The following is a 25,165-nucleotide window of genomic DNA, read 5'->3' as shown; positions in this document are numbered from 1 at the left end:
CAGGCACATGGCGGTAAAGATCCTGTGGTACCTCACCACCCCCGACGGCCCCTATCCGTGGGAGCCCGAAGGGCGCTGGAAGACCGACTTCGAGCACCTCAAGCAACTGGCCGTGGCGGCTGATCGGCTGGGCTACTATGGCTCGTTGCTCGGCTCCAGCCCCAACGAAAGCCTGGCGGTGTCGGCTGCGCTGATCGACGCCACATCGCGGCTGCGCTTTCTCGTCGCACAGCATCCGGGCGAACTCTCGCCTGCCGTGTTGGCCAAGTGGGCACTGACCTTCGATCAGTTCTCCAACGGCCGTCTGCTGTTCAACGTGGTCAACGGCAACGACGCCGGCCTGGCGACACTCGGGGTGCACTACCCACACGATGAGCGCTACGACTTCAGCCTGGAATACTGGCGTGCCTTCCAGGGCTTCTATGCAGGGGAAACCGCTGGCTATGACGGGCGCTACGTCAAGCTCGCGCCGCGCGTGCCCGCGGCGGCCGGCCATCCGTTGGGCGGCTGGCATCCACCCCGGCAGAAGCCTGGCATCCCGCTGTGGGGCGCCGGTACCTCGGCGCCGGGCGTGGCCCATTCGGTGCAGTTGCTCGACGTCTACCTGAGCTTCGCCGACACCCCGCAGAAGCTGGGCGACAAGTTCCGTCGGGTCGCGGCCGAAGCGGCGAGGATCGGCCGCGAGCTGACCTACGGCACCCGGCTGCAGGTGATCGTGCGCGAGACCGAGGAAGAAGCCTGGGCGCATGCCGAGCGCCTCTTGCAGCGCACTTCGCTGGCGACCGCGCGGGCGGCTATCGAACGCCAGCTGCCGCCAGGCGAGACGCTCGACAGCTATGTCAGCGACGATCCACGCATCCAGCGCAACCTCGACAGCATCCGCGCCGGGCACCTGCCCACGGCGCGCGAGCTGGAGATCCATCCCAACGTCTGGCTGGGCCCCAGCCTGTTCGGTTTCAACATCCTCGGCCCGGCCGCTGGCACCTATCTGGTCGGCAGCGCCGAACAGGTCGCCGAACGTATTCGCGAATACGAAGCCCAGGGCACCTCGGCGTTCATCCTGTCGGGCTTCCCGCTGATCGACGAGGCCCATCGGGTGGCGGACCTGCTGTTCCCGCTGCTGGAGCTGGACCACGGTTTCGACGTACCGCGTCTGGCGGTCAAGACGCAGCCGACCGCGGTTGAACCTGCGTAAGGAGAGGGTAATGAGCGAGCTGTTTTCGCGCCGGGTGTTTCTCGGCAACAGCCTGGCCGCCGGCGGTGGTCTGCTGCTCGGCGGTGGGCTGCTCAGTGGCTGCGACAGCGGGGCGCCAGCGGCCACGGCCGCCGGCATGACGCTGTCGACAAACCCGGTGCGCGGTGGCCGCCTGCGGGTGGGCATCATCGATGGCGACCAGGCCGGCAACCTCGATGCGCACAAGCCGGTGGGCGGCGGCATCATCCGCGGTTGGGCGCTGTACGCCAAGTTCTGGGAGTGGAACCCGGACGTCAGCACGCGCCTGGCGCTGGCCGAGTACGCCGAGCCAAATGCCGACGCCAGCGCCTGGACCATCCGCATCAAGCCGGGGCTGGAGTTCCACCATGGCAAGAGCATCACCGCCGACGACATGCTGTTCTCGATCCTGCGCCTGACCGATCCACGGTTGGCTTCACCCTTCGCCGGACTGGTCGGCGCCATCGATCGCCAGGCACTGCGCAAGCTGGACGCGCGCACCATCGAGATCCGTTTCAAGCACGGCCAGAGCTTCTACCCGCTGGATGAAACGCTGATCAGCTTCGGCGGCATCGTGCCCACCGATTATCATCCGGTGACCAACCCCGTCGGGGCCGGGCCATACCGTCTCAAGCGCTTCGTGCCCGGCCAGCGTTCGCTCTACACCCGTTTCGAGCATTACTACAAAGCCAACCAGCCCTATGCCGAGGAGCTGGAAATCATCGAGTTCAAGGACCAGGTATCGCGCGCCGCTGCCTTGCGTGCCGGGCAGATCGACGTGGCCAGTGGCGTGCAGGCCGAGCACAGCGCGCTGATCAAGGCCGACCCCCGCTTGCGCCTGTATGCCTCGCCAAGCACCTCGTTCACCGGGTTCAATCTCAACCTGGCCAAGACACCTTTCCAGGATGTGCGCGTACGTCAGGCATTACGCCTGCTCGCCGACCGTCAGGAGCTGGTGGCGCGTGGGCTCAATGGCTTCGGCCGCATCGCCAACGACCTGTACTCGCCACATGACCCGACCTACAACCACGCCATTGCCCAGCGCCCCTACGATCTTGATCAGGCCCGTTCCTTGCTGCGCCAGGCGGGACAGGAAGATTTGCGGCTCGAATTGACCACCCCCTCCGGCCCTGGAGTGAACGCCGCCCTGGTGTTCGCCCAGCAGGCGCTGAAGGCGGGAGTGCAGGTCAAGGTCAATCAGGTCGATGGCTCGATGTTCAATGGCCCGCAGCGCGAGCAGTGGCAGCTGTCGCCAGGCTCGACCCCAGCCCGCGGCTTTCTCGCCTCGGCGCTGCACAACGATGCCCCTCAGGCCATCTACAACCGCAGCAACTTCCACGATCCACGCTTTACCGAGCTGTTCGACCAGGCGCTGGCCCAGCCGGATCTGGAAAAGCGCAAAGCCTTGGTGCACGAAGCCCAGGTCATTCAACACGAGCGCGGCGGGCTGCTGATCTGGGGCTTCTCGGACGTGCTCGATGCCGCGTCCGTCCAGGTCGGCGGGCTCACCCCGGAACAGACCACCTTCGCCTCCTGGCGCTTTGACGAACTCTGGTTGAACCATGCATGAGCCTCCTCTGCGTTCCCCCCGCGCGCCAGCCTGGCTGGCCTGGTTCATCGGTCGGCTGGGCTACGGTCTGCTGACCGCCTGGGTGATCAGCTTGGTGGTGTTCATCGCCACCCAGGCGCTGCCCTCGGACCCCGCGCGGGTGATTCTTGGGCCTGATGCGCCAATAGAAAGTATCCTCACCCTGCAGCGCCAGCTGGGCCTCGACCAGCCGATCCTGGTTCAGTACCTGCGCTGGCTCGGTGCGGCGCTCAGAGGCGACCTGGGTATTTCGCTGGATTCCCAGGTGCCGGTGGCCGACCTGCTGTTCGGCCGGCTCGGCCACACCCTGGCGCTGCTGGCCGGGGTACTGGCGCTGGTGGTACCGCTGGCGCTCGTACTGGGCGTGAACCTGGCCCTGCGTCGTGATCGGCCGCTGGACCGTTGGGGGCTGTCAACGCTGATCCTGTTCAAGGCCACGCCGAGCTTTCTGTTGGCAATCGGCCTGGTTCTGCTGTTCTCCATGCCCGGCATGGGCTGGCTGCCGGCAGTCTCGATCCTTGACCCACAACAACCGCTGTGGCGGCAGTTGCACTATCTGGTGCTGCCGGTGATTGCCCTCGGCCTCTCGGCGTTGCCCTACCTGACCCGGATGGTGCGCGCCTCGATGATCGAGGCGCTGGAGTCCGACTACGTGATCGCCGCACGCCTGCGTGGTATTCCCGAGCGGCGCATCGTCTGGCGGCATACCTTGCCCAACGCCCTGACCCCGGCGATCCAGGGCGTGGCCTTGACCCTGCGCACGCTGGTCGGCGGTGCGCTGCTGGCCGAGGTGATCTTCAGCTACCCAGGCATCGGCACCGCCCTCAATGCCGCGATCCAGGTGCGCGACCTGCCCATGATCCAGGGCATCGTGCTGGTGATCACGCTGGCCGTGGTGTTGATCAACCTGCTGGCCGATCTGTTCACCGTCCTGCTCACACCCAAGCTGCGCACCGCGCGCCGGGTCAAGATGATCCGGCGCAACCGGCGCGGCCTACGCCCCTGGTGGCGACGCGTCCGTAGCGCACCCGCCCAGGAGGCGACTCATGACTGATTCCCGCTGGCTGGCCGACCCACAGGTGCGGCGTGGGACCGTGATCACCTTGCTGGTGATGTCGCTGGCGTTGTTCGGCCCCTGGCTCGCGCCCCATGCGCCGACGGCCATGGTAGGCCCGGTCTATGGACCGCCGAGTGCGAGTGCGCCGCTGGGGCATGATTTTCTCGGCCATGACCTGCTGTCGCGCCTGCTCAGTGGCGGCCTGTCCGTGCTGTGGATGTCGCTGGCGGCGGCGACCATCGCCTTGCTGGTCGGCGGCAGCCTGGGCCTGCTGGCCGGCTTCTCGCGGCGCCGTCTCGACCAGGCGATCAGTTGGGCGACGGATGTCTCGCTGGCGTTCCCGGACCTGATCCTGGTACTGCTGATCGTCTCCATGCTCGGCCGGGCGCCATGGCTGATCGTGTTGACCGTGGCGATCGCCTTTACTCCTGGGGTCATCCGCCTGGCTCGTGGCAGCACGGTGGCGGTGGCCGGTCAGGAGTTCGTCGAGGCGGCGCAGATGATGGGCTACCCGCGTTGGCGCATCCTCTTCAACGAAATCCTGCCGAACATCCTCACGCCGCTGCTGGTGCACTTCGGCAACATGCTGACCTGGGCGGTGGGCATGCTCTCGGGCCTGAGCTTTCTCGGCTACGGGGTGGCCCCGCCGGCAGCCGACTGGGGCCTGATGATCAACGAAAACCAGGCGGGCCTGCTGGTCCAGCCGTGGGCGGTGCTGGCGCCGGCACTGCTGATCGGTGTGTTTGCCTATGGCACCAACATTCTGGCCGAGGGTATCGGCCGAGTCAGTGCGCGAATCGGGGAGAAACAGCCGTGACGGCAGCGTTAAGGGTCGATACCGAGGTGCTGCGGGTCAGCGACCTGCGGGTGGAACTGGCCGGGCAGGTCGAGGTACTTGCGGAGGTCTCGTTCGGCCTGACGGCAGGCGAGATCGTTGGCCTGGTGGGCGAGTCCGGCTCGGGCAAGACCACCCTGGCCACGGCCTTGCTGCGCCATGCCAGGCAGGGCGCGCGGATCGTCGGCGGCCGTATCGAGGTGGCCGGGCAGGCCGTGCTCGAGCTCGAGGGCGAGGCGCTGCGCCTGGCCCGTGGCGGGCTGGTGGGTTATGTCGCCCAGGATCCGGCAACGGCGCTGAACCCGGCGTTGCGTGTCGGTGCGCTGTTGCATGAAACCTTGTTGGCGCATCAACCAGGCGCGACGCGCGACGAGCTGCGCCAACGCATCGTCGAGACCTTGCTCGATGTCGGGTTGCCCGATGACAAGGCGTTCCTGCGGCGCTTCCCGCATCAGCTTTCCGGGGGGCAGCAGCAGCGGGTGATGCTCGCCCTGGCGTTTGTCCTGCGCCCCAGGCTGATCGTCCTCGATGAGCCCACCACCGCACTCGACGTCACGACCCAGGCGCATGTGCTGGAGACGCTGAAGCGCCTGTGCCGTGGCCATGGTGTGGCGGCCCTGTACGTAACCCACGACCTGGCGGTGGTGCGCGATCTGGTTGATCGCGTCCTGGTCATGTACGCCGGGCGCCTGGTGGAGATGGCGGGACGCGAGGCGTTGTTCGTACGGCCCGCGCATCCGTATACCCGCGCCTTGCTCGCCGCCATCCCGGATATTGCCCGGCGTCAGCCGCTGCAGGCCATTGCCGGGCATGCGCCGGCGCCAGGGCAGCGACCCGTTGGTTGTGCATTCGCGCCCCGGTGCCCAAGGCGCCGGAGCGAATGCCTGGTGGTCGAGCCCGCGCTGCTGGCGCACGACGGTATTCACCAGGTTGCCTGCCTGGTCCCGCACCAGGAGCCAGTGACCCTGACCGATACCGTTTCCGAGGCCGCTGCGCCAGTGCCGGAGGGCGAAGCAGTTCTGCTGGAGGTGCGAGACCTGGACGTTGCCTATGACCGCCAGGTGCTGTTCGATGTCTCGCTACAGGTGGGGCAGGGTGAGTGCCTGGCGCTGGTGGGAGAGTCCGGCTCGGGCAAGACCAGCCTGGCCCGGGCCATCGCCGGGCTGGGCGAGAACGTGCAAGGGCATCTGCGCTACGCTGGCGAACCACTGGCCTTCAGTGCAAGGCGGCGTGATGCGCGGCTGCGTCATCAGATCCAGTACGTTTTCCAGAATCCCTATCGGGCGTTGAATCCGCGTCAGACCGTGCTGCAAACCCTCAGCGCGCCGTTGGCGCACTTCTTCGGCGTACGTGGCAACGAGGCGCGCCGTCGGGTCGAGGCGGTGCTGGAACGGGTGTCGCTGTCAACGCGGGTGGCTCACCTCTATCCCCATAGCCTGTCAGGCGGCGAGCGGCAGCGGGTGGCGATTGCCCGAGCGTTGATCTGCGAGCCGCGCTTGCTGGTTTGCGACGAGATCACTTCGGCGCTGGATGTATCGGTCCAGGCGTCGATCCTGGCACTGCTGCGGCGCTTGCAGGGGCAGGGGCTGACATTGCTGTTCGTGACCCACGACCTGGGTGTGGTCCGCGCGATTGCGGATCGGGTGCTGGTGCTGCGCCAGGGGCGTGTGGTGGAACAAGGCACTACCGAACAGGTGCTGGGGCAACCGGCTGATCCCTATACCCGAACCCTGGTGGCGCACTCGCCCAGCCTGATCGATGCTGGCCAAACATAACCTGGTGATGTGCACCGTGTAGGAGATTCCAGGGTGCATGGGAAGCCTCTCCGGATTCGGTGTACCCCTTGAGAACTGGATCAACACCGATTCCCCTGGCTTGCAGGGCTCCAGATGGGAACAACGGTCTTGCTCAAAATTCGAAATGCATGCGTTCCCTGTGGGAGCGGGCTCGCCCGCGAACACGGGCGAAGCCCGTGCCATCCAACGCGTGGCCAGCTTCGCGGGCAAACCCGCTCCCACAAGGATTTTGAGCAAGACCGTTGCTCCCACCTGGAGCCCTGCGAGCCAGGAGCCAGGAGAATCGGAGTTGTACCCGATTCTCAAGGTGTGCATGGAATCCGGAGAGGGCTTCCCATGCACCCTGGAGTCTCTTACACGGGTGCGCGCTGCTCTTGGAACCGGTGGTTACCCGGCGAACCGAGCCTGGCGCCGCAGCACTTCCTCTCGCACCGCCGGAATCACCCAGCGCCCGTAGTCCACCGTGTCATACAGGGGGTCATACCCGCGGTTGAGGAAGGTGGTCACCCCCAGGTCGACATAATCCAGCAACGCCTGGGCCACGGTCTCCGGCGTCCCTACCAGCGCCGTGGTATCACCGTAGGCACCCACCGCCGTGGCGGTAGGCATCCACAACGCACGGTCATGCCGGTCGGCGCGGGCTGCGGCGGCGAGCAGACGCTCGGAGCCGGTGCCTTTGATGCGTTTCTGCCACGGACTGCTCGCCGCGAACTGGGGGTTGGCCTTGATCTGCGCGAGGATGGCTTCTGCCCGCTGCCAGGCCAGCTCCTCGGTGGCACCGAGAATCAGGCGCACCGACAGGCTTACCCGTGGTGCCGCAACGCCGGCGGCGCTGGCCGCGGCCTTGAGCTTGCCAATCTGTTCGGCGACGCCGCTCAGCGGCTCACCCCACAAGGCATACAGGTCGGCGTGCTTGACGGCGATCTGGTAGGCGATGTCGGAAGAACCACCGAACGAAATCGGGATATGTGGCTGCTGCAACGGCTTGACCGGCGAGAAGGCACCTTTGATGTTGAAGTAGCGCCCTTCGAAATCGAACGGCTCTTCGGCTGTCCAGGTACGCCGGACAATTTCCAGGTATTCGTCGGCGCGCCGGTAGCGCTCGGTCTTGTCCAGCAAGGTGTCGCCTTCCTGCGGCTCGGCGGTGATACCCGTGATCGCATGCAAGCGGATACGTCCCCCACCGGTGGTATGGTCGAGGGTGGCGAAGGCCCGCGCCGCCGCCGTGGGCGCGGCAAGGGCGGGACGGTGAGCGATCATGAAACCCAGGCGCTCGGTGTGAGCGGCGGCGTAGGCGGCGATCTGCAGGCTGTCGGCGCTACCAGGACCGCTGGCGATCAGCACCCGGTCGAAACCGGCGTGCTCATGGGCGCGGGCATGCTGGCGGATGAACGGCAGGTCGAAGTCAGGCGTGCGAGCGCCGCGAGTCTCGGACCATTGGCTGGGAAAGATCATACCGACGAATTCAATGGACATGACAAGTGCCTTTACTGTGGAGGAAGAGAATCAGAACTGGTAGTCGACCTGCGCCAGCAGGGTTCGACCAGGCATGGGTTGCAGGAAGGTATTGGTCGAGCCGGCCAGCCCGCTGACGAAGTTCAGCTCGTCGGTGACGTTGAGCATGCGCAACGTCACGCCCCACTGGGGGTGGCGGTAGTACACGGCGAGGTCGAGGTTGTATTCGTCCGGCACTTTCACTGTCTTGCTCAGGTTCAGGTACCAACTGCTGGTCCACCAGCCCGACAGCTCCACGCCAAGACCCGAGTCGAAGCGGTAGTCGAGGTAACCGCCAGCGTTGTACTCGGGAATCTGCACCGCATCGAACTTGCCGGATGGCCGCTGGTTGAGGCTGTTGTTGTCGCCGAACACGGTGCCGTTGTCGGGGATGAAACCCGCCGAGGCGAACCCGGCCTGGCTGGTGAACTCGTTATAGGCGCTGATGCGGCTGAGGTTGAGGCCGCCGCGCAAGTGTTGATCCTGATAGCGCAAGGTTGCCTCGAGGCCTTTGACGATCAGCCGGGCGATGTTGTTGTTGCTGTCGGGCGACTGGTCGCGCGCCTGTTTGTAGGCGGCCAGGGTGAGGAACAGCTGGTCGGGTACAGCCTCGACCTTCAGGCCGATTTCATGCAGCACGCTCAGGCTTTCGAAAGCCAGCGGATTGAGCAGGTTGGCCCCGGTGCCGCTGCCCCAGCCAAGGCCATTGGTGAAGAAGCCGGTGTTGACCGCCAGCGAGCGGTCGAAGGTGTAATACAGGGTGCTGTTGTCGGTTGGCTTGACGTAGGGGCTGACCTGCACCGAGAACAGCCGGTAGTTGTCCGAGTCCTTGCGCGTGTTGCCTCCCGCGAGGACCAAGGGGTTGTCGATGCGCGCAGCGATCCAGCTGCGGCTGGCACCGATGTTCAGGCCCACGCGTTCGCCCAGACGCAGGTTGTGCTGGGTGAACAGTGTCTTGGTGGTCCAGCTGCTGTCGGCGGTGTAGGGCGCCACGGATTCGGCGTACAGACCGTGCCCCGCCGGGTACATCGCGGGTAGATTGAGCCAGCCGTAGTCGCTCGAGAATTGCGCCACGCCAGGTTGACCGATCCAGGCGCCGTTGCCGCCCGCCGGGTTGCGTCCGGCAAGGCCGAGCAGGTCGCCAGGGTTCTTCTGCGAGGGGTCGAGGGTGAGGTCGTAGGCGTTGATGGTCGAGCCGAAGTTGTTGTTGGCAGCGATCGACTCGTTTGACTCATGGCGATAGATCAGCCCGGTGTTGCTGTCATCGACGAGAGTCAGATCGCCCAGCTGCCATTGCCCGCGTGCGCGCAATTCGAAGCGGTTGTCGAAGATGTCGTCCTTGCCCTGCACCTGGAAAGCGCCGACTGCGTCGGTGGTGTCGCTGGAGTGCTGGTAGAAGGTGCTGTTGGCCAGGGTGATCGCCGGGGTCAGCTCACCCTCGACACGCAGTTGCGTGGTGAAACGTCGCGAGCGGTTCTCGTCCTGGGCACGCTGGCCGGTTTGCGACGACATCGAGGTCTGGCCATTGCCCGCCAGGGACGGGTCGTAGACCCAGCCACGCAGGTTGCCGGGGTTGGCCTGGGTATTGGGCGAAGCCCCCTGGAAGCTGCCATTGACCACCTGGTACTGGCCCTGGGCGTTGCGCTGGCGCTGGACCCAGCCCAGTACCTGGGCATCGGCGGTGCCTGAAGACAGCACCGGCGACCACAAGGTGGTGCCGTTCTGGATAATGGGGGTAGCGCGACCGGCGTTGTACTGGCCGTGGTCGACCAGGTCCTGGGTGGCGCGGTTCCAGCCGTGTGTGATGTTGTAGTCGTAGTAGTCGTCGTAGGCCGCGTTCCAGTCCACTCGCACACCGTCGTTACGCCAGGCGAGGGCACCGTAGAAGGCGTCGAAGTTGTTCTCGACGTTGTCGTAGAAGTCCTCCTGTCGCTGACGGGTGATGCTGACTCGATAGGCCAGGCTGTCGCTCAGCGGGCCGGTGTTATCGATGCTGAACCGGGTGGCATCGCGCGATTCGCCATCGGGAATCCAGCTGCCGACTTCACCCGAGAGCTTGGTGCGAAAGTGGATGAAGTCAGGCTTCTTGCTCAGGTAGTTGACGTAGCCGCCGCTGCCGCTGACCGAGCCATAGGTCACCGAGGAGGGCCCGGCGACGATGTCGGCGCCTTCGTAGGCGTTGAAGTTGGCAGGGTGGCGCACGCCGTAGGCACGTTGGCCGTCCTGGAATACCTCGGAGTTCTGGCCGCGCATCTGCGGGGCGATGCCCGCGTTCTGGCCGCCGCCGCGGGTGATGCCTGGGGCGTACTTGACCAGGTCGTCGGAGCTGCGAATCGGATCGCGAGCCAGTTGCTCGGCGTTGACCTGGGTGACCGAGCGCGGCGTGTCGAGGACCTTGGCTTCGAGGCCTCCGTAGATCGAGGAAGGCGCGCGCGTGGGCAGGGCGTCGTCGTCGGTCTGTCGAGCCTGGACGGTGACCGCCTGCAGCACCGTATCCTCGGCGTACGCAAGCGGCACGTTTGCCGCGAGCATGGCCAGGACCAGCGAGCTGGGACGGTGTTTCGGGTGCAGCAAGGCAACGCGGGGCATGGGGCTGGGCCTCGTCAGGATCGGGGGAAATGGAAAGAACGAGGGCGCAGCCGCGCCTGCGGTTAGGGATGGGCAGGCATAGCCCTTGCTAGCGTTTCACGCGTTCAACCAGAGGCTCTCGAAGCGCCAGGTACTGAACAGCGACTGCTCTGCCAGCGCTCCGCCCACGCGGGTACTGACGCTGTCGAGCAGGTCGACGTAGCCCCAGATCAGCATGCCGCCGCGTTCGTACTGGATGCGTTGGGCGCGGTGCACCAAGGCCTTGCGTTTGTCCAGGTCCGGCTGGGCCATGGCAGCGAGAAAGGCTTCGCTGAATTCGGGGTCGTGGAAGTGGGTCTTGTTGGCCACGGCGAAGGGCGCGTCGGTGTGGATTGCGCTGGCCAGGAATGGCGCGCCGATGCTGCCACCGGTGCTCAGGGTCCAATCGTCGCGCTGCGGCCCCTGGAACGTCGCCAGATCTACCTGGCGGACCTTGATCGTCACACCGATGCGCCGTGCCTGCTCGGCCAGTACCAGGGCCGAAGCAAGCCCCGGCCCTGGCGTGGTCACGAGCTCGACTTCAAGCTGCTCGTGTCCGGCCTCACGCAGCAACCGTGCCGCCCGCTGGGGGTCATGCGGGCGTGGTCCCAGGCTGTGGTCGAACGTCGGGTCGAATGGCGCGTAGAGGTCGTTGGCCACCCGTCCCTGGCCGTTGAGTGCCCGACGCACCAGCTCGTCGCGATCCGCCAGCAGACGGAACGCCTCGCGTACCCGCGGATCGTCGAACGGCGCCCTGGACGTGTTCATGTCGAATGACAACCAGTTGCCACTGACCGATTTCAGCAGGCGCAGGCGCGGGTCGGCCTGAAGGACTTGCAGGTGCTCGGTGGACATCACGTTGGCCATATCGATCTGCCCGGCGCGCAGGGCTGCCAGGCGACCGGTCTGGTCCTTGAAGTCGATGATCTCCAGTTCGTCGGCATACGGCTTGCCGGGCTTGTAGTAATTGTCAAAGCGGGTGAACAGCGAGCGCTGGCCTGGGGTGAAGCTCTTGAGCTTGTAGGGCCCGGCACCGACCGGATTGCTCACCGGGTGATAGTCCACCGGCACGATGCCGCCGAAGTTGACCCAGGTCTCGGGCAAAGGCAGGTAGCTGCGCCCCTCACGAAAAGCCAGGCGTACGGTACGGTCATCGAGCTTGATCAGGTTGTCACGGTCAACCCAGTGCAGCAGCGCCGCATAGGGCGAGGCCAGTTGTGGATCGGTCAGGCGGCGGATGGAGAAGATCAGGTCATCGGCATCGATGGTCTTGCCGTGGTGGAATTCCAGGTCCGGCTTGAGCCGCAGTGTCCAGCCGCTGGCGTCGGCGTTGGGCTCGGCGAACTCGGCCAGGGCCAGGCGCGGCTGCATCTGCTCGTCCCACTCCCACAGCTTGCTGTACAGGGCGAAGCCGCGGACGATGCCGCTGCCGACAGGTTTGTGAGCGTCAAGGTTGCCGCTCTGGTTGCCATCGATGATGCCCAGGCGCAGACGTCCGCCATGGCGCGGCTGATCGGCAACTGCGTTAACTGGGCTGTCGCTCGGGCCGCAGCCGGCCAGCAAGCCGCCGGCCAGCAGGCTGGCGTTGCCGAGGAAGCTGCGTCGGCTGAGTGGATAACCGTCGCTGGCCATGGGCTCAGGCTCCGTTGGTTGCGTGCAGTTGCACGGGTGTCTGCGCTGCCCGGGTCAGGGCGGCCCGTTCGCCACGGAAGTGCGGCAGGATGTGTTCGCCGATGCGATAGGCCTCCTCCAGGTGCGGATAGCCGGCCAGGAAGAACAGGTCGATGCCGATACCGTGGTACTCACGGATACGCGCCACCACATTGGTGTAGCTACCCACCAGCGCGCAGCCCGGCGGGATGCCGATGTAGCCGAAGCCGGTCCACACATTGGGGTGGATGAAGAAGTCGTCGAAGGCCTGCTGCTCGTCGTCATCGCTGTAGCCATGCTCGTAACTCAGCTTGCGTGCCGTGCGCAGGCCGGCGTGGGCGGCGCGGGCCCTGACCGTGCCCTTGGCCACGCCCTCGTCGAAGAAGCGCTTGGCCTCGGCCAGCGCAGCCTCTTCGCTTTCGCGGGCAATCACATCGATGGACAGGCCGAAGCGGATGTCCGTGCGGCCCCACTTCAACGCACGGGCGCGTATGTCGGCGATGAGCGCGGCGATCTCGTCCGGATGTTCGGCGCGCATCAGGTAGAAGTCCGCATGCTTGGCGGCGAACGCTCGCGCCGCCGCCGAGGAACCGGCGGTGCAGATCAATGGCAGCTCGGCTTTTTTCAGGGGACCACGCAGGCCGCCGCCGTCGGCGCGGTAGTAGGTGCCCTCGTAGTGGAACTGCTCGTTGTGCCAATAGCCCCGGACCAGGTCCATGAACTCGGTGGCGCGGGCATAGCGCTCGTCGTGCCCTTCGAAGTCGCCGACCTGGCGCTGGAGGGCGTCGGAACCACCGCTGATGATGTTCCACACCAGCCGGTTGCCGGTGGCGCGCTGATAGGTCGCGGCCTGCTGCACAGCCACCCAGGGCGTGTAGTGATAGGGCTGGAACGCTGTAACGAACTTCAGCGTGCGGGTTTCCCGGGCCAGCAGCGAACATACCGTCCACGGCTCTTCGCCGCTGGGCGCATTGACCATCAACGCACCACCGAAGCCGTTGATTTCCGCCGCGCGGGCGATCTGCCCGAGGTAGTCGATATAGGTGAAGTGATCGCCCACGGCGAACCCAGACACCGCGCCCGTGCTGGGACCGCCGGCATGCCAGTCGCCGCGGTTGCGCGGGTCGCCCGGGAGGAACTGGGTTTCGCCATGCAGCGGCAGGCGGGTGAAGAACTCGATGCTCATGGGCGGGTTTCCTTACTGAACGGCAGGGCTGCAATTGGGGGTGACCGGCTGGCCGCTGATCACCTGGCGGGCGAAGGGGATCGAGTCCTTGAGCGAGGCGTTGACCGTTTCGCTATGCCCCAGGCCCTTGTACAGATGCCCCTGCACCACGGAACCTGCCTTGCAGGCGTCCTGCATCAGCGCGACCTGGGTCGCGGCGGTGGGGGTCTTGTCCTCGGCGCCAGTGCCGATGAAGATCGGCTGGGCCAGCTTGAGAGTCGGGTACGACACCTGCGCCAGCCAGGGCTTGAGTTTGTCTCCCTGGTAGTCCTTCTTGGCATTGGCTGGGGTCAGACCGCTGCCGACCACGTCGCTGACCAGCGAAGACAGGCAACTGGTGCGCGCCTGCTCGAACAGCGGCAGCGCCTTGTCGGTGTAGAAGTCGCGCGGATCGATACTGGGGTCGTACTGCTGGGCGGCGAGCAGGCTATAGAAACCGTAGGCCAGGGCCGGATCGACCTTGTTCTTATCCTGTTCGCCGACGTTCTTCGAACCCACGGTATAGATCACGCCGGTGCCGATGCTGCCCTTGACTCCCAGGTCGGGGGCATAGGTCGCCGCGTAGGCACCGGCGGCAAAGGCTCCAGCACCGCCCTGCGACTGGCCGATGATCAGCACTTTGTCAGCCAGCCCTGGCACGCCTGCGACCACTGCCTTGGCCGCATCGAGAATGCCGTAGGCCGCCATGCGGTTGTTCAGCAGCGGATGGCCACCCGGTACGCCCAGGCCCTGGTAATCGGTGGCGACGATGGCATAGCCCTCCTCGAGCCAGCGATTGAGGTATTGCACATCTCGGTATGACCGGCCTGCCCAGGACGGTGCGCAGATATCCGCGATACCGACGGTGCCGTGGCCCCAGCTGGCAACTGGCCAGCCGCCGGCTGGCGCCTTGCCCTTGGGAATGAACAGTGCGCCCGAGACCACGATTGGCGACTTGCCGTCGATGCCGTCGAGCGAGGTGTAGAGAATGCGTTGCGCACTGGCGGCGTTGGGCAGACTCAGGGCCTGCTCCAGCGGTTCGCTGCGCAGCAGTTTGCCGAGGATGGCGGGGATCGCCTTGGTCCAGGTGTAGAAGCTCGAGACACGTCCGTCGCCCTGTTGCGGGTCGGGTTTCGGGGCATGGCTGTCCGCGGCCAGGACGCCTATGGAAAAGGCCAGGGCGCTGAAGCCGAAAACGACTGAAGCAGGCAGTTTCATGTGTGATGCTCTCAAGGTTGTTGGCTGAGTTGAGCGTCCAGGGACGGCCAGTAGTGGGTGAGTTGCAGGTCGATCAGTGCCTGGCGGGTGAAGCCTGTGGCCAGGTCCGCAGCGATGTCGTAGGGCGTGCGAATCAGCCGGTTGTCCAAGGCGTACTGGCCCAGGGCGTCGTAATGGGCCTTGAGCTGGGTATCGCTCTTAGGCGCCCAGCGAGCCTTCCAGGCCACGGGGTCGTCCTGGTCGTCACGGCGCAGCACGCTTTCGGCGACGCCAGCACGGGACGACAGCGCGTAATAGGCGTCGCGGTTCTGCTCCTGGGAAATCCACCAGGCCGCGCGGACCCAGGCGGTGGCTACCAGCTGCGTCAGCTCCGGGTACTGCTCGACGAATGCGTCCGTACTCCACAGGTCGGAAACCAGCCGCCAGTCATTGGCGCCTTGCTTGGTCGACCAGAGAATGCGTGCCACGCCTTTGTCTTCGAGGGCGTAGGCCTCATTGAGCAGCACCGCCGCATCGACCTTGCCGGCCGACACGGCTGCGGCGCCCACCTGCGGATTGAGGTTGGCGATCTTGAAGTCGGTGAGTTTCAGCCCTTGGCTGGCGAGAAAGTTGTTGAAAGCGAACTCCCAGGGGCGTCCACGGTGCAGTGCCAGGCGTTTGCCTTTGAGGTCCTGGATGCTATGCACCGGGGAATCGGCCGGCACCACCAAGTAGATATTGTTGCCGTTACCGCCTGGCACGATCAGCTTGCCTGGCACTTGACCGGCCCCGGCGATCACCGAAGGCAGATCGCCACGTACGGCAAAGTCCAGGCTGTTGTTGCTGAAACCCTCGTTGATTTGCGGGCCAGCGCCTGCATGAGGCAGTGCGGTCCACTGCAGATGTACGCCACGAGCGACCAGTTGCTGTTCAAGCCAGCCTTCTTCGATCACGCGCCCGGGAATACCACCGAATACCGGCGCTCCGCCCTGGGTGAAAGCGACGATAGCGATGCGCACCGCTGCCGGTGGTTCAGCGGCCAGTGCGGTCAGGCTGAAGAGCAGGCCGCTCAGCAGGGCCAGGCCGTGACGCCAAAGATTGTTCATGTGCGGCTCCAGGCAATGATTCAACAGGCCCAGACCGCATACTTGAGCGGACCAGGCGTTGTGAGAGCAGGAGCGAAATGCATGCCATTTTCCTGAACATGGGCTGCAGGCCTTGAGGGGCATGGTTTTCAGTCATGAAGAGGGCGTGGTGGAGGGGTCCTTGCCTGCTGGTTGGCATGCAGGGGAGTGCTGGTGCGTTGCTGCTCCAGCAGCAGTCAACTGCTGAAAACTCATATATTCCATAAATGAATATATAAATATTAATTAATAATTTTTTGATCTAATTTGTTTCATGCACTATTGGAACGCGCTCCAACTGCCAGGAAAGCCCCATGTCGCTGATCACCCACCCCAATGCTCGAGAGCTGACCAAGTCGGTACGTGCCACCGTGCTTGTGTTCAAGGATCCACGCTCCCAGGAGCTGCTCAGCCGCATCGAGCGCCTGGCGCCTAGCGAAGCCAATACCCTGATAATCGGAGAAACAGGCACAGGCAAGGAGCTTGTCGCCCGCCATATCCACCACCTCAGCCGCCGTGGCCGCGAGCCATTCGTGGCCGTCAACTGCGGCGCGTTCGCCGAAACCCTGGTGGAAAGCGAGCTGTTCGGCCACGAGAAAGGCGCCTTCACCGGCGCCACCACCACCAAGGCGGGCTGGTTCGAAACAGCCAACGGCGGCACCCTGTTTCTCGACGAGATCGGTGACCTGCCCCTGAATATCCAAGTCAAGTTGCTGCGTGTGCTGCAGGAACGTGAAGTCGTGCGCCTTGGCTCACGCACCCCCATACCCATCAACGTACGGCTGGTTGCCGCGACCAACGTCAACCTGGCCGACGCAGTGGTGGCGGGGCACTTTCGCGAGGACCTGTTCTACCGCCTGCACGTAGCGACCATCCGCCTGCCGCCGCTGCGCGAGCGGCCCGGCGACATCCTGCCGCTGGCGGAATTCTTCATCGAAGAGCATTGCCGGCGGCTGGGTTACGAGCGGGCGTCACTGAGTCCGGATACCGAGCGCAAGTTGCTGGCGCACAGCTGGCCGGGCAACATTCGCGAACTGGAAAATGCGATCCACCACGCCTTGCTGGTATGCAGGCAGCAGGTGGTCGCACCCGCGGACTTGCACCTGGTGGACATGAGGCCGCAGGGGTCGCTTACGGCACAGGCCAGCCAAGTCGCTGCGCCCACGCTGATCGCCTCGCCGCCCAACCTGGAAAGCGCCTTGTTGGCGTTGTTCGAGCAGAATGTGCCGGACCTTTACGAGCATATCGAGGAAACCGTGTTTCGTGAGGCCTATCGCTATTGCCACGGCAATCAGTTGCAAACCGGGCGGCTATTGAACATAAGCCGAAATATCGTGCGTGCCCGGCTGGAGAAGATTGGCGAGTTGAGCAAAGTGTGAGGCCTGCAGGTCCAGGGCACCTTGTCGCTCGGCTCGCGCAACCGAACGCGGTATTGCTTGATTCAGCCTGGCAGGAGGTGATCGTCGCGACTCTATGAGCCTGGCCTTCGACACGCCGTTCACCGCCTGTGGTGTGCAGCCCCCTTCATGTCGCCACTGGTGGCGTAATCGGGTGATGGGGTCAATGCTGCTCATCGACTTCAGCGCCCTGGCGATCACTCTCCACCGTAAACTGCGTATCGATGCTGACCACCACCGACATGCCGGGCCGCAAGCGCTGCGCTTCGGGTTGCTCGGGATCGACGCTGATGCGCACCGGGATACGCTGGGCGATCTTGACGAAGTTGCCGGTGGCGTTATCGGACTGCAACAGGGCAAATTCGGAACCGGTGGCCGGCGAGATGCGCTGCACGTGGCCGCGCAACTTCAGGTGGTTCAGTGCATCGACGGTAAAGGTTACCGGCTGGCCCACGCGCACAGTGGCCATCTGGGTTTCCTTCATGTTGGCCATTACCCAATGGACATCCGGCACCAGCGCCATCAATTGTGCACCGGAGTTCACATAGGCTCCCAACCGAACGCCGATCTGCCCGAGCTGGCCATCACGCGGTGCGGTTACCCGGGTATTGTCCAGGTCGATGCGAGCCAGTTCCACCGACGCATTGGCATTCTCTACCGAGGCTTCAAGGGACGCGCGGTTGACGATCACCGTCTGCAGATCCTGGCGGGAGATTTCCAGCGCCGCCTTGGCCTGGGCCAGGGCGGCAACCGCCCGTGCATGAGCGGCGCGGGTGACGTCCAGGTCGCTGCGCGAGACTGAACCATCACGGACCAATTCTTCGTTGCGGCGCAGGTCGGCGTGGCTCTTGCGTACTTGCGCATCGTTGTCGGCAATCGCCGCCTGGCGTTGAACGATGGTGGCCTCGGCGCTCTTGCGCTGCTGCAGGTTATTGGCCAGTGCTGCCTTTTGCTGCTCCAGCTGGGCCTGGGCCTGATGCTGTCGCTGCCTGTAGATGCGGTCATCGAGACGCACCAGCAAGTCGCCTGCCTTGACGAACTGGAAGTCCCGCACCGGCACCTCGACTACGTAGCCGCTGAGCTGCGGCCCGATGATCGTGACCTGGCCGCGCACCATGGCGTTCTCGGTGCTTTCGATGGCGCTGCTGAATGGCGGCAGCTGCCAGGCATACAGCACGATCAACACACCGATGATGGCCACACTGGCAAAGATCAACGATGAGAGCACGCGCCTGCGCAGCGAGCGCGGTTTGCTGAGGGCAGCGGCAGGCGGGGTGGCCCCCTCGGGGGTTTCGGCAATGGCGGTGGTGGTCGTGGTGGTCGGTTGGGTCATTGAGCAGGAGCGCCGCGGCTAGGGTTCAGGGTCGCCACCGCGCGGACAGCGCGAGCGGTATGCCACAGCCACAGGCTGCGGATGAAAATCCAGATCATCGTGAGTATGGCGATGCTGCCGATCATCATGAAGACATCGTTGTAGGCGAGAATGTTCGCCTCACGTGTCGCCGCGTTGGCCAGCAGGCGACTGCCGACCGAGGTACGCAAGGCCGGGTCGGTGATGACACCGGCATAGGCCGCTGCGCCGCTTTCCACTCGGTTCAGCACCAGCGGGTCGAGTAGGGTCAATTGTTCGACCAGGTAGCTGGAATGGAACTTTTCCCGCGCGATCTGGAACGTGCCCAGCAAGGCTGCGCCAATCAGGCCGCCAAGGTTGTTGCAGATACCGAACATGACCGAAAAACTGACCAGGTTGCGCGGGTTGGTGAGGATATGGCTGATGCCCAGGACCATGGTCGGTCCGAGAAAGAACGTGCCGCCAAAGGCCAGCAGGAACTGACTGAAATACATCTGCGCCGGGCGCGTCAGGTTGCTCGATGAACTGTCCATGAACGACCCGATCGCCATCATCGCCAGGGAGATGAACAGCGGTATCACCAGGTGTTGCGGGTTGATGGTCAAGGCACTGACCGCCAAACCGCAGACCGCGCCCAGCAGCATCACCAGGTACAGGCTGCGCAACTGCTCGCTGCCCAGGTTCAAGGCTTGCAGAAAACCCACGGCGCCGGTGGACTGCTCGGAGGTGACCATACGGATAAGGATCACGCAGAGTGCCAGGCGCATGGCCACGCCGCTGCCCAGCCAGCGGGTCATGAGCAAAGGGTTGCGGCGATTGTGTTCGATGGCCAGGCCGGTGATGATCAGGGCGATCGAGGCGGCGAGGGCGACACCGATCCAGGGCGCTTCCAGCCACCAGTCGATGCGTCCCAACGACAGCACCGCGCAGAGCAGGGCAACGCCGCTGGACATGATCGCGAAGGTAAGGAAGTCCAGCGGCTCGAAAGTCTTGAAGCGATCACCCGGCGGCAGCTTGAGCATCAGCACGCAGCCCAGTGCCGTCAGCGCCAGGCCCAGTTCGAACAGGTACAAGCCGCGCCATTCGGCAATCTGCAGCAGGTCTTCGGAAAAGATCCGGGCCAGCGGCAACGCCAGTTGCGAGGCGCCCAGCCCCAAGACCAGGGCTTTCAAGCGCCACTTGGCCGGGAAGGCCTGGATCATGTAATACAGGCCCAGCGAACTCAACGCCGCGCCCACCATGCCGTGGGCGGCACGTACGGCGATAGCCGAATTCAGGTCATTGACGAACAGATGGGCGAAGGTCACCAGTGCGTACAGCGCCAGGAAGATCTCGGTAAAAGCGCGTAGGCCGAACTCTTGACGAAACTTCACCAGCAGCAGGTTCATCGACACGTTGGTCATCACGTAGGCGGCGGGCAGCCAGGCCATTTCCGCAGTGGTTGCGCCCAGGGCGCCTTGCAGGAACTGGAGGTTGGCGGTGACCAGGGCATTGCCCAGGCCACCCGTGATCGCCACCAACAGGCCTACCAGACCAAAGGCCAGGCGCTTGGAAGTAGAGTGCAGGGGTGTCGACGGCGAGCCTGGCATCGAAGGTTTTTCATGGGGAAGCCACTCGCGCGAAACAAATTTAGCCATTTCTTAGCCTTGGAATTCTGAACCGGCCCTGCGGTGAGGCGGCGAAATCACGATGTACTGCGTCCATCTCACCCAGACAAGTCGACAGGTCAACACCGAACCTGCGGCCCCGAAGTGGCGCGATTCAAGGGATGTCGAGGCTGCAGACGATTGTTTGATAGCGTAATCGACCTGGAAGTTCTCATTTCGGTAGGGAGTGTCTACTTTCCTGAACAGGCGTTTTAATTGGATGGCGCCGTCGCGACCCTGCATTCATCCAAGGTGCTTCGGATACTTTTTGCAGCGATGATCGCCCTGCGTATCACCGCCGTGCGCGGAACATCCGACATTCAGTTTGCCAGGATGGGATTGGTTGCGCTGACAGCCACGGCAGCCCAACAGCCCAGTCGACAGCCAACCGGACAATCGAGCGATCGACGTGTTCTTTTAATGTAAAGCGGCCACCTGTTTGCGTTCACCAATGGGTGATACACCGAAGAAGCGGCTGTAGCACTTGGAGAAATGCGCGGGTGACACGAAACCACAAGCGAGCGCGATGTCGCGTACTTGTGATTCACTGCGCAACAACAGCTGCCGAGCCCGCGACAGGCGTAGTTCGAGGTAGTACTGACTGGGTGTCCGTTGCAGATGTTTGTGGAACAGGCGCTCCAGTTGCCGAACCGATATCTCGTTCACCCCTGCGAGTTCTTCCAGTGTCATGGGCTCTTCAAGGTTGGACTCCATGATCGCGACGACCTGACTGAGTTTGGGCTGCGAGGTGCCCAGCTTCTGTCGCAAGGGCACGCGCTGTCGCTCTTGAGAGCCGCGTACCCGATCACACAACAACAACTCGGCTGCGTGTGCGGCTATATCCCGCCCACCAGGCTCTCGGGCGATCAACTGCAGGATCATGTCCATGGACGCGACACCACCGGAACTGGTGTAACGGTCCCGGTCAAGCTCGAACAACTGGTTGGAAATGATGATCCCGGGGAAGCGCTCTTTCAGCGCCTCGATATCTTCCCAATGGATCGTGCAGCGATAACCGGTGAGCAAGTTGGCGCGCGCCAACAAATGGCTACCGGTACAGATGCCACCCAGTGGCACCTGTTCATGCGCCAGCTTGCGCAGCCAATTGAGTAGTGGGCGAGTACTGTGGTTGGAAACGATGGGGTTTGGCCCAACCACGAACAACATGTCCAGCTTGGGAGCATCCTTGATGCTGAAATCCGGCAGGATGCGCATACCGTTGCTGGCACCCACCGGCTCCATGTCGGCTGCAATGATAAGGGTTCGGAACATGGGCCTGCGCGCCGCCAGATTGGCCATTCGCAAGGTTTCCACCGCCGAGGCGAAGCCAATGGTGGTGAAATTGGGCATCACCAGAAAACCAACGACTTTTACAGGGTTTTGGTCACTGACCGGGTATCCCATGGCGGGGGTCGAGGCCTTCAATTTCCCCATCGATAGTGCTCCTGGTTGTTATTGTCTGATCCTGCTCTTGACTGGATCTTACACCCGGCTTCCGGGCTTTGGGAGCTGTGCTGACGAACACCTGCTGGCCCGCGGCCTGCATGGGGATGCGAAGTTTCGCCTGTTCGTGCCCGAGAAAACCAACACCCTGCGAGCGCCTCCTTCTCGCAGGGTGAGAACGCTGTTATCAAGCGGGTCCGGCCCATTAGGCGGAACAGTCGGAACGACCTAAAAAGGAATGTGAGTCTTGGCGCAGTCCGTGGCGAGGGCTACGAATCTGTTCTATGCGGTTTCAGCCTGTGGCGGCCTGCTTTTTCTGGCCGAGGAAATCACGCTCATGCCCACGATAGACAGTGTCAGAACGCCTGTTGCCAGGACTTCCATCCGATGCTCCGGCAGCACCAGCATCATCGTGAGAATGCTCAGTATGGAGAAAATCACCAGATAACTGAGCCAGGGGAACAGCCACATCTTGAACGCCATCGCGTCACCCTGGAGGTTCGCCCGTTTACGCAGCAGCAGTTGAGAGACGGCGATTGCCAGATACACCAGCAGCGCTACAGCGCCTGAGCTTGCCAGCAGGAATGAGAACACTTCGTCGGGTGCGAAATAATTGAGTGCCGTGGTCAGAAAGCCCACCGCCGTGCTAGCCAGCACCGCAACATAGGGCACGCCAGCCGAAGAGGTGCGCTGAAGCATACGCGGACCATCGCCACGTTTGCTCAGCGAGTACACCATGCGTGATGCCGTATAAATGGCCGAGTTGAGGCAACTGGCGACGGCGATCAGGACAACGATATCCACGATCATCTTGGCGTGCGGGATATTCATCAGTTCCAGCGCTCTTTGATAAGAGCCGACCTGGACGAGCATGGGGTCGTTCCACGGGACGATGGAGACGATCAGGAACACTGACACGATGTAGAAGATGCCCATTCGCCAGACCACCGAATTGGTGGCGCGGGTGATCTGTTTGGACGGGTTCTTGGACTCGGCGGCGGCAATGGTCACAATTTCAGTGCCCATGAAACTGAATACGGTAGTGAGCATCGCTCCGACGACCGCTGTCATGCCGTTGGGCATGAAACCGCCGAATTCGTTACTCAGCTTAACGACACCACTGACCGTCAGGTCTGGCACTATCCCTGTCAGGGCCACGGCACCAAGGGCGATAAAACCCAATACCGCGATGACTTTGAGCATGGCGAACCAGAACTCGAACTCACCGTAGCGCGCCACGCTGAACAAATTGGTCAAGGTCAGGAGGCCGGTAACCGCCAACGCGAACTCCCACGTCTGGATAGCGGGAAACCACGTGTGCAGGATCGCAGCCGCTGCAATGGCTTCGATGGGAATGACCAATACCCAGAACCACCAGTACAGCCAGCCGATGGTGAAGCCCGCGGTGCGTCCCATCGCACGTTCGGCATAGGTCGAAAACGATCCCGTGTCTGGCGACGCGACGGCCATTTCTCCCAGCATTCGCATAACCAGGACAACCAGGGTGCCTGACAAGATGTAAGCCAGAATCGCCGCCGGGCCAGCTGCTGCGATGGCATGCCCAGAACCGATGAACAGACCGGCACCGATAGCGCCAGCGATTGACAGCATGGTCACGTGACGCTGCTTGAGGCCCGGGGCCAGAGCGGAATTGCTGGACATATGAGTACCCTTTTTATTATTGAAGGAGGGTGAACAGCTATCGGTAGCGGTGTCGTCGGCGTGTAATGAGCGCGTTACTGTTACAAGTCGAATGCCTCTCGCACGGCGGCGCTGATGCCCGTCACACAGACGCGCATGATCAACTCGCCTTTCTCTGCGCTGGAGCCTTTGGGCGATGAGAGGGTTCCGCACGCTGGCGTGCGCTCTGCAATGATGGGGAAAACATCGTAAGGCGGGAAAGTGGCGGGGGGGTGATCGATGGCGCGGCTCAGATCGACTTTGTCAGGGTGCAGGGCCAGCATCAACGAGGTCTCGAAAACGCCACCATGCTCTATATCCCAGCCGAGAAATCCATCGGGATAGAGTTTTTCGATCACGGCCGGGTCGTTGACGAAGTCCCAGTAAGACAGCACGACCACCTTGAAATTATCGATACCTCCATAGCGAAGTTCGCGAAGCGCCAGGTCGATGCCTTCAACGATGAACATCGAGTTCTCGTAGTGGCCGTTCATCATGACCAGCTTGCGCGCGCCATGGCGGGCAAGCTCTCTGATGATGTCCTGTATGGTATGGGTCAGCGTAGCGCCATCCAGGCTTGTAGTGCCGGGGAAATGATTGCCCCCTCCTGACTTTTGCTGTGACTTGTAACCGTATGCCAGGGCGGGAAGCACCAGCCCGTCAACTTCGGTCGCAACGGCCTTGCACAGGGCCGTAGGCAACAGAACATCCACCTCCATGCACATGTGATGACCATGCTGCTCCAATGCGCCTACCGGCAAGAATATCGGGCTGCCGGACGCTACCTTTTTCGCGTATTCGGGCCAGGTAAGCTCCCCAATCACTACGCTGTCGTTCATTGGTGTAGCCTCTTGAGGACTTGTATTTGTCAGGGTTGCCATCTGCAGCAAGCATTGCGAGAGCCGATTCGAACAGATCGCAAGGTGTCGAGATTGTCAGTTTCCGACCTGGAATTGACTAAATCTGCCGACACCTCCAAGGCTGCTTGCGCGAGCCCATATTGCGCTCTGCAAGAAGGGGGTAGCGAACATTTAGAGGTCGAAATCGGACAGTTCCGCAAAGGCGGCCGCGTCGACAATCAAGTCATTCGCGGACAGGTGCTAGCAGCATGCCCCGATGACGAATCTTCTCCAAGGCCTGGCTAACGGCTACCGAAGACTGATCCAACCTGATGCAGGAAACTGAACATGCGGCAGCTGACTGAAACCAGCCAAAAAACGCCTATCGTGCTGCGTGTGGGTTTCTGGCTGACGGAAGGGTTCGACTTTTACGCTTTGTCTGCCGCCCTGGAGCAGTTGCGCCTGGCCAAGGAAACTGCGGTTTACAGTGCCTGTGAATGGCAAATTCTCAGCCTTGAAGGCCAGCCTTTGAAGGCCAGCAACGGCATAGCGACCGCCACGGTACAACTGAGCCGGGCACAACCGCTGGACGTTTTGATTCTCTGTGGTGGCGACAATCTGCACCGGGTCGGTAACGACGAAGCGCTTCGCCAGCAAGTGCAGCATTGGGCGTCGCAGCCAATAGCGCTGGGTGCGCTGGGCCGAGCCGGGCAGCCTCCAATCAAGCTCAGTGACTTGGATGATCTGCGTTGCAGCGTGACGGGGCACGGCTCATTACTATCTTGCGCTCACTTCAACGTTCTGATGCCAATGGCCACGCTGTTTCGTATCGGCAATCAGCGCCTGGCCTACGGCGATTGCCAGGAAATCCAGCGACTGATGCGGGCCCTGCTTTTCGGTACGTACCCTCTCCATAAAAATGCGCCTTCGTCGTCATTTCACTGAGCACTTCCGCCTTTTTCCATACCCCTGAGATGCGGTCCGCAAGGCCCGCCCCAGGGGTATGTCGTTTCTATGGCGAAGCCTGGACGGGGAAGGCGGATC

18 protein-coding genes are annotated in these 25,165 nt (G+C 63.2%); 7 read left to right on the top strand and 11 right to left on the bottom strand.

What is annotated here, in order from left to right; translation table 11 throughout:
- The first annotated feature begins 7 nt into the window (after nt 1–7).
- From G7009_RS04440 to G7009_RS04420, 5 genes are read left to right on the top strand one after another with little or no spacing between them, the layout of a single operon-like run.
- Complete coding sequence (locus tag G7009_RS04440) at nt 8–1,195, top strand: LLM class flavin-dependent oxidoreductase (protein WP_181128804.1); 1,188 nt, start codon at nt 8–10, stop codon at nt 1,193–1,195.
- Nucleotides 1,196–1,205: 10 nt separating this feature from the next.
- Nucleotides 1,206–2,783: an ABC transporter substrate-binding protein gene (locus G7009_RS04435; protein WP_181128802.1), complete on the top strand. Its 1,578-nt coding sequence runs from the start codon at nt 1,206–1,208 to the stop codon at nt 2,781–2,783.
- The gene (locus tag G7009_RS04430; RefSeq protein WP_181128801.1) at nt 2,776–3,855 is read left to right on the top strand and encodes an ABC transporter permease; all 1,080 of its coding nucleotides are present in this window, start codon (nt 2,776–2,778) and stop codon (nt 3,853–3,855) included. The genes G7009_RS04435 and G7009_RS04430 overlap by 8 nt, the downstream gene beginning before the upstream one ends.
- Nucleotides 3,848–4,675 (top strand): ABC transporter permease, encoded by an 828-nt coding sequence (locus G7009_RS04425; RefSeq protein ID WP_181128799.1) that lies wholly within the window; start codon nt 3,848–3,850, stop codon nt 4,673–4,675. The genes G7009_RS04430 and G7009_RS04425 overlap by 8 nt, the downstream gene beginning before the upstream one ends.
- Nucleotides 4,672–6,468: a dipeptide ABC transporter ATP-binding protein gene (locus G7009_RS04420; RefSeq protein WP_181128797.1), complete on the top strand. Its 1,797-nt coding sequence runs from the start codon at nt 4,672–4,674 to the stop codon at nt 6,466–6,468. Before G7009_RS04425 ends, G7009_RS04420 begins: the two co-directional genes overlap by 4 nt.
- A 408-nt stretch (nt 6,469–6,876) precedes the next feature.
- Here G7009_RS04420 and G7009_RS04415 read toward each other — a convergent pair whose 3' ends face one another.
- From G7009_RS04415 to G7009_RS04390, 6 genes are all read right to left on the bottom strand, one after another.
- Complete coding sequence (locus G7009_RS04415; protein WP_181128795.1) at nt 6,877–7,965, bottom strand: LLM class flavin-dependent oxidoreductase; 1,089 nt, start codon at nt 7,963–7,965, stop codon at nt 6,877–6,879.
- A 30-nt stretch (nt 7,966–7,995) separates the two neighbouring features.
- Nucleotides 7,996–10,572, bottom strand: coding sequence for a TonB-dependent receptor plug domain-containing protein (locus G7009_RS04410; RefSeq protein ID WP_181128794.1), 2,577 nt, complete (start codon nt 10,570–10,572; stop codon nt 7,996–7,998).
- A 96-nt stretch (nt 10,573–10,668) separates the two neighbouring features.
- A complete protein-coding gene (locus tag G7009_RS04405) occupies nt 10,669–12,222 on the bottom strand; it encodes an ABC transporter substrate-binding protein (RefSeq protein WP_181128792.1) in 1,554 nt (517 codons plus the stop codon).
- A gap of 4 nt (nt 12,223–12,226) precedes the next feature.
- Entirely contained in the window at nt 12,227–13,426 is a 1,200-nt protein-coding gene (locus tag G7009_RS04400) for an LLM class flavin-dependent oxidoreductase (protein WP_181128791.1), read from the bottom strand.
- A gap of 12 nt (nt 13,427–13,438) precedes the next feature.
- Nucleotides 13,439–14,662 (bottom strand): lipase family protein, encoded by a 1,224-nt coding sequence (locus G7009_RS04395; protein ID WP_181128789.1) that lies wholly within the window; start codon nt 14,660–14,662, stop codon nt 13,439–13,441.
- A gap of 11 nt (nt 14,663–14,673) precedes the next feature.
- The gene (locus G7009_RS04390) at nt 14,674–15,747 is read right to left on the bottom strand and encodes an ABC transporter substrate-binding protein (protein ID WP_181128787.1); all 1,074 of its coding nucleotides are present in this window, start codon (nt 15,745–15,747) and stop codon (nt 14,674–14,676) included.
- Between the two features lie 332 nt (nt 15,748–16,079).
- Between G7009_RS04390 and G7009_RS04385 the strand changes: the two genes are divergently transcribed.
- The gene (locus G7009_RS04385; RefSeq protein WP_181128785.1) at nt 16,080–17,144 is read left to right on the top strand and encodes a sigma-54 interaction domain-containing protein; all 1,065 of its coding nucleotides are present in this window, start codon (nt 16,080–16,082) and stop codon (nt 17,142–17,144) included.
- Nucleotides 17,145–17,325: 181 nt separating this feature from the next.
- On the opposite strand, the gene G7009_RS04380 is transcribed toward G7009_RS04385, so the two are convergent.
- The 5 genes from G7009_RS04380 to G7009_RS04360 all read right to left on the bottom strand — a co-directional run bounded on the left by G7009_RS04380 (nt 17,326) and on the right by G7009_RS04360 (nt 24,121).
- A complete protein-coding gene (locus tag G7009_RS04380; RefSeq protein WP_181128783.1) occupies nt 17,326–18,495 on the bottom strand; it encodes an HlyD family secretion protein in 1,170 nt (389 codons plus the stop codon).
- Nucleotides 18,492–20,150 carry an MFS transporter gene (locus G7009_RS04375; protein WP_181128781.1) on the bottom strand — a complete coding sequence of 553 codons (1,659 nt, stop codon included), beginning with the start codon at nt 20,148–20,150 and terminating at the stop codon, nt 18,492–18,494. The genes G7009_RS04380 and G7009_RS04375 overlap by 4 nt, the downstream gene beginning before the upstream one ends.
- 426 nt (nt 20,151–20,576) lie before the next feature.
- Complete coding sequence (locus tag G7009_RS04370; protein WP_181128780.1) at nt 20,577–21,593, bottom strand: GlxA family transcriptional regulator; 1,017 nt, start codon at nt 21,591–21,593, stop codon at nt 20,577–20,579.
- A gap of 291 nt (nt 21,594–21,884) precedes the next feature.
- Entirely contained in the window at nt 21,885–23,264 is a 1,380-nt protein-coding gene (gabP, locus tag G7009_RS04365) for a GABA permease (RefSeq protein ID WP_181128778.1), read from the bottom strand.
- 80 nt (nt 23,265–23,344) lie between these two features.
- Nucleotides 23,345–24,121, bottom strand: a complete 777-nt coding sequence (locus G7009_RS04360; RefSeq protein WP_181128776.1) for a creatininase — start codon at nt 24,119–24,121, stop codon at nt 23,345–23,347.
- A gap of 348 nt (nt 24,122–24,469) precedes the next feature.
- Between G7009_RS04360 and G7009_RS04355 the strand changes: the two genes are divergently transcribed.
- Complete coding sequence (locus G7009_RS04355; RefSeq protein WP_181128774.1) at nt 24,470–25,066, top strand: hypothetical protein; 597 nt, start codon at nt 24,470–24,472, stop codon at nt 25,064–25,066.
- The last annotated feature ends 99 nt before the right edge of the window (nt 25,067–25,165 follow it).

Source organism: Pseudomonas capeferrum (assembly GCF_013523055.1).
Lineage (GTDB): Bacteria > Pseudomonadota > Gammaproteobacteria > Pseudomonadales > Pseudomonadaceae > Aquipseudomonas > Aquipseudomonas capeferrum_A.
This window is presented reverse-complemented; position numbering and strand designations above follow the sequence as displayed.

Excerpts from the sequence above, each read along its gene's own strand:
- G7009_RS04440 (WP_181128804.1), top strand. The coding sequence starts at position 8 with ATGGCGGTAAAGATCCTGTGGTACCTCACCACCCCCGACGGCCCCTAT.
- G7009_RS04435 (WP_181128802.1), top strand. The coding sequence starts at position 1,206 with ATGAGCGAGCTGTTTTCGCGCCGGGTGTTTCTCGGCAACAGCCTGGCC.
- G7009_RS04430 (WP_181128801.1), top strand. The coding sequence starts at position 2,776 with ATGCATGAGCCTCCTCTGCGTTCCCCCCGCGCGCCAGCCTGGCTGGCC.
- G7009_RS04425 (WP_181128799.1), top strand. The coding sequence starts at position 3,848 with ATGACTGATTCCCGCTGGCTGGCCGACCCACAGGTGCGGCGTGGGACC.
- G7009_RS04415 (WP_181128795.1), bottom strand. The coding sequence starts at position 7,965 with ATGTCCATTGAATTCGTCGGTATGATCTTTCCCAGCCAATGGTCCGAG.
- G7009_RS04410 (WP_181128794.1), bottom strand. The coding sequence starts at position 10,572 with ATGCCCCGCGTTGCCTTGCTGCACCCGAAACACCGTCCCAGCTCGCTG.
- G7009_RS04405 (WP_181128792.1), bottom strand. The coding sequence starts at position 12,222 with ATGGCCAGCGACGGTTATCCACTCAGCCGACGCAGCTTCCTCGGCAAC.
- G7009_RS04400 (WP_181128791.1), bottom strand. The coding sequence starts at position 13,426 with ATGAGCATCGAGTTCTTCACCCGCCTGCCGCTGCATGGCGAAACCCAG.
- G7009_RS04395 (WP_181128789.1), bottom strand. The coding sequence starts at position 14,662 with ATGAAACTGCCTGCTTCAGTCGTTTTCGGCTTCAGCGCCCTGGCCTTT.
- G7009_RS04390 (WP_181128787.1), bottom strand. The coding sequence starts at position 15,747 with ATGAACAATCTTTGGCGTCACGGCCTGGCCCTGCTGAGCGGCCTGCTC.
- G7009_RS04385 (WP_181128785.1), top strand. The coding sequence starts at position 16,080 with ATGTCGCTGATCACCCACCCCAATGCTCGAGAGCTGACCAAGTCGGTA.
- G7009_RS04380 (WP_181128783.1), bottom strand. The coding sequence starts at position 18,495 with ATGACCCAACCGACCACCACGACCACCACCGCCATTGCCGAAACCCCC.
- G7009_RS04375 (WP_181128781.1), bottom strand. The coding sequence starts at position 20,150 with ATGGCTAAATTTGTTTCGCGCGAGTGGCTTCCCCATGAAAAACCTTCG.
- G7009_RS04370 (WP_181128780.1), bottom strand. The coding sequence starts at position 21,593 with ATGGGGAAATTGAAGGCCTCGACCCCCGCCATGGGATACCCGGTCAGT.
- gabP (WP_181128778.1), bottom strand. The coding sequence starts at position 23,264 with ATGTCCAGCAATTCCGCTCTGGCCCCGGGCCTCAAGCAGCGTCACGTG.
- G7009_RS04360 (WP_181128776.1), bottom strand. The coding sequence starts at position 24,121 with ATGAACGACAGCGTAGTGATTGGGGAGCTTACCTGGCCCGAATACGCG.
- G7009_RS04355 (WP_181128774.1), top strand. The coding sequence starts at position 24,470 with ATGCGGCAGCTGACTGAAACCAGCCAAAAAACGCCTATCGTGCTGCGT.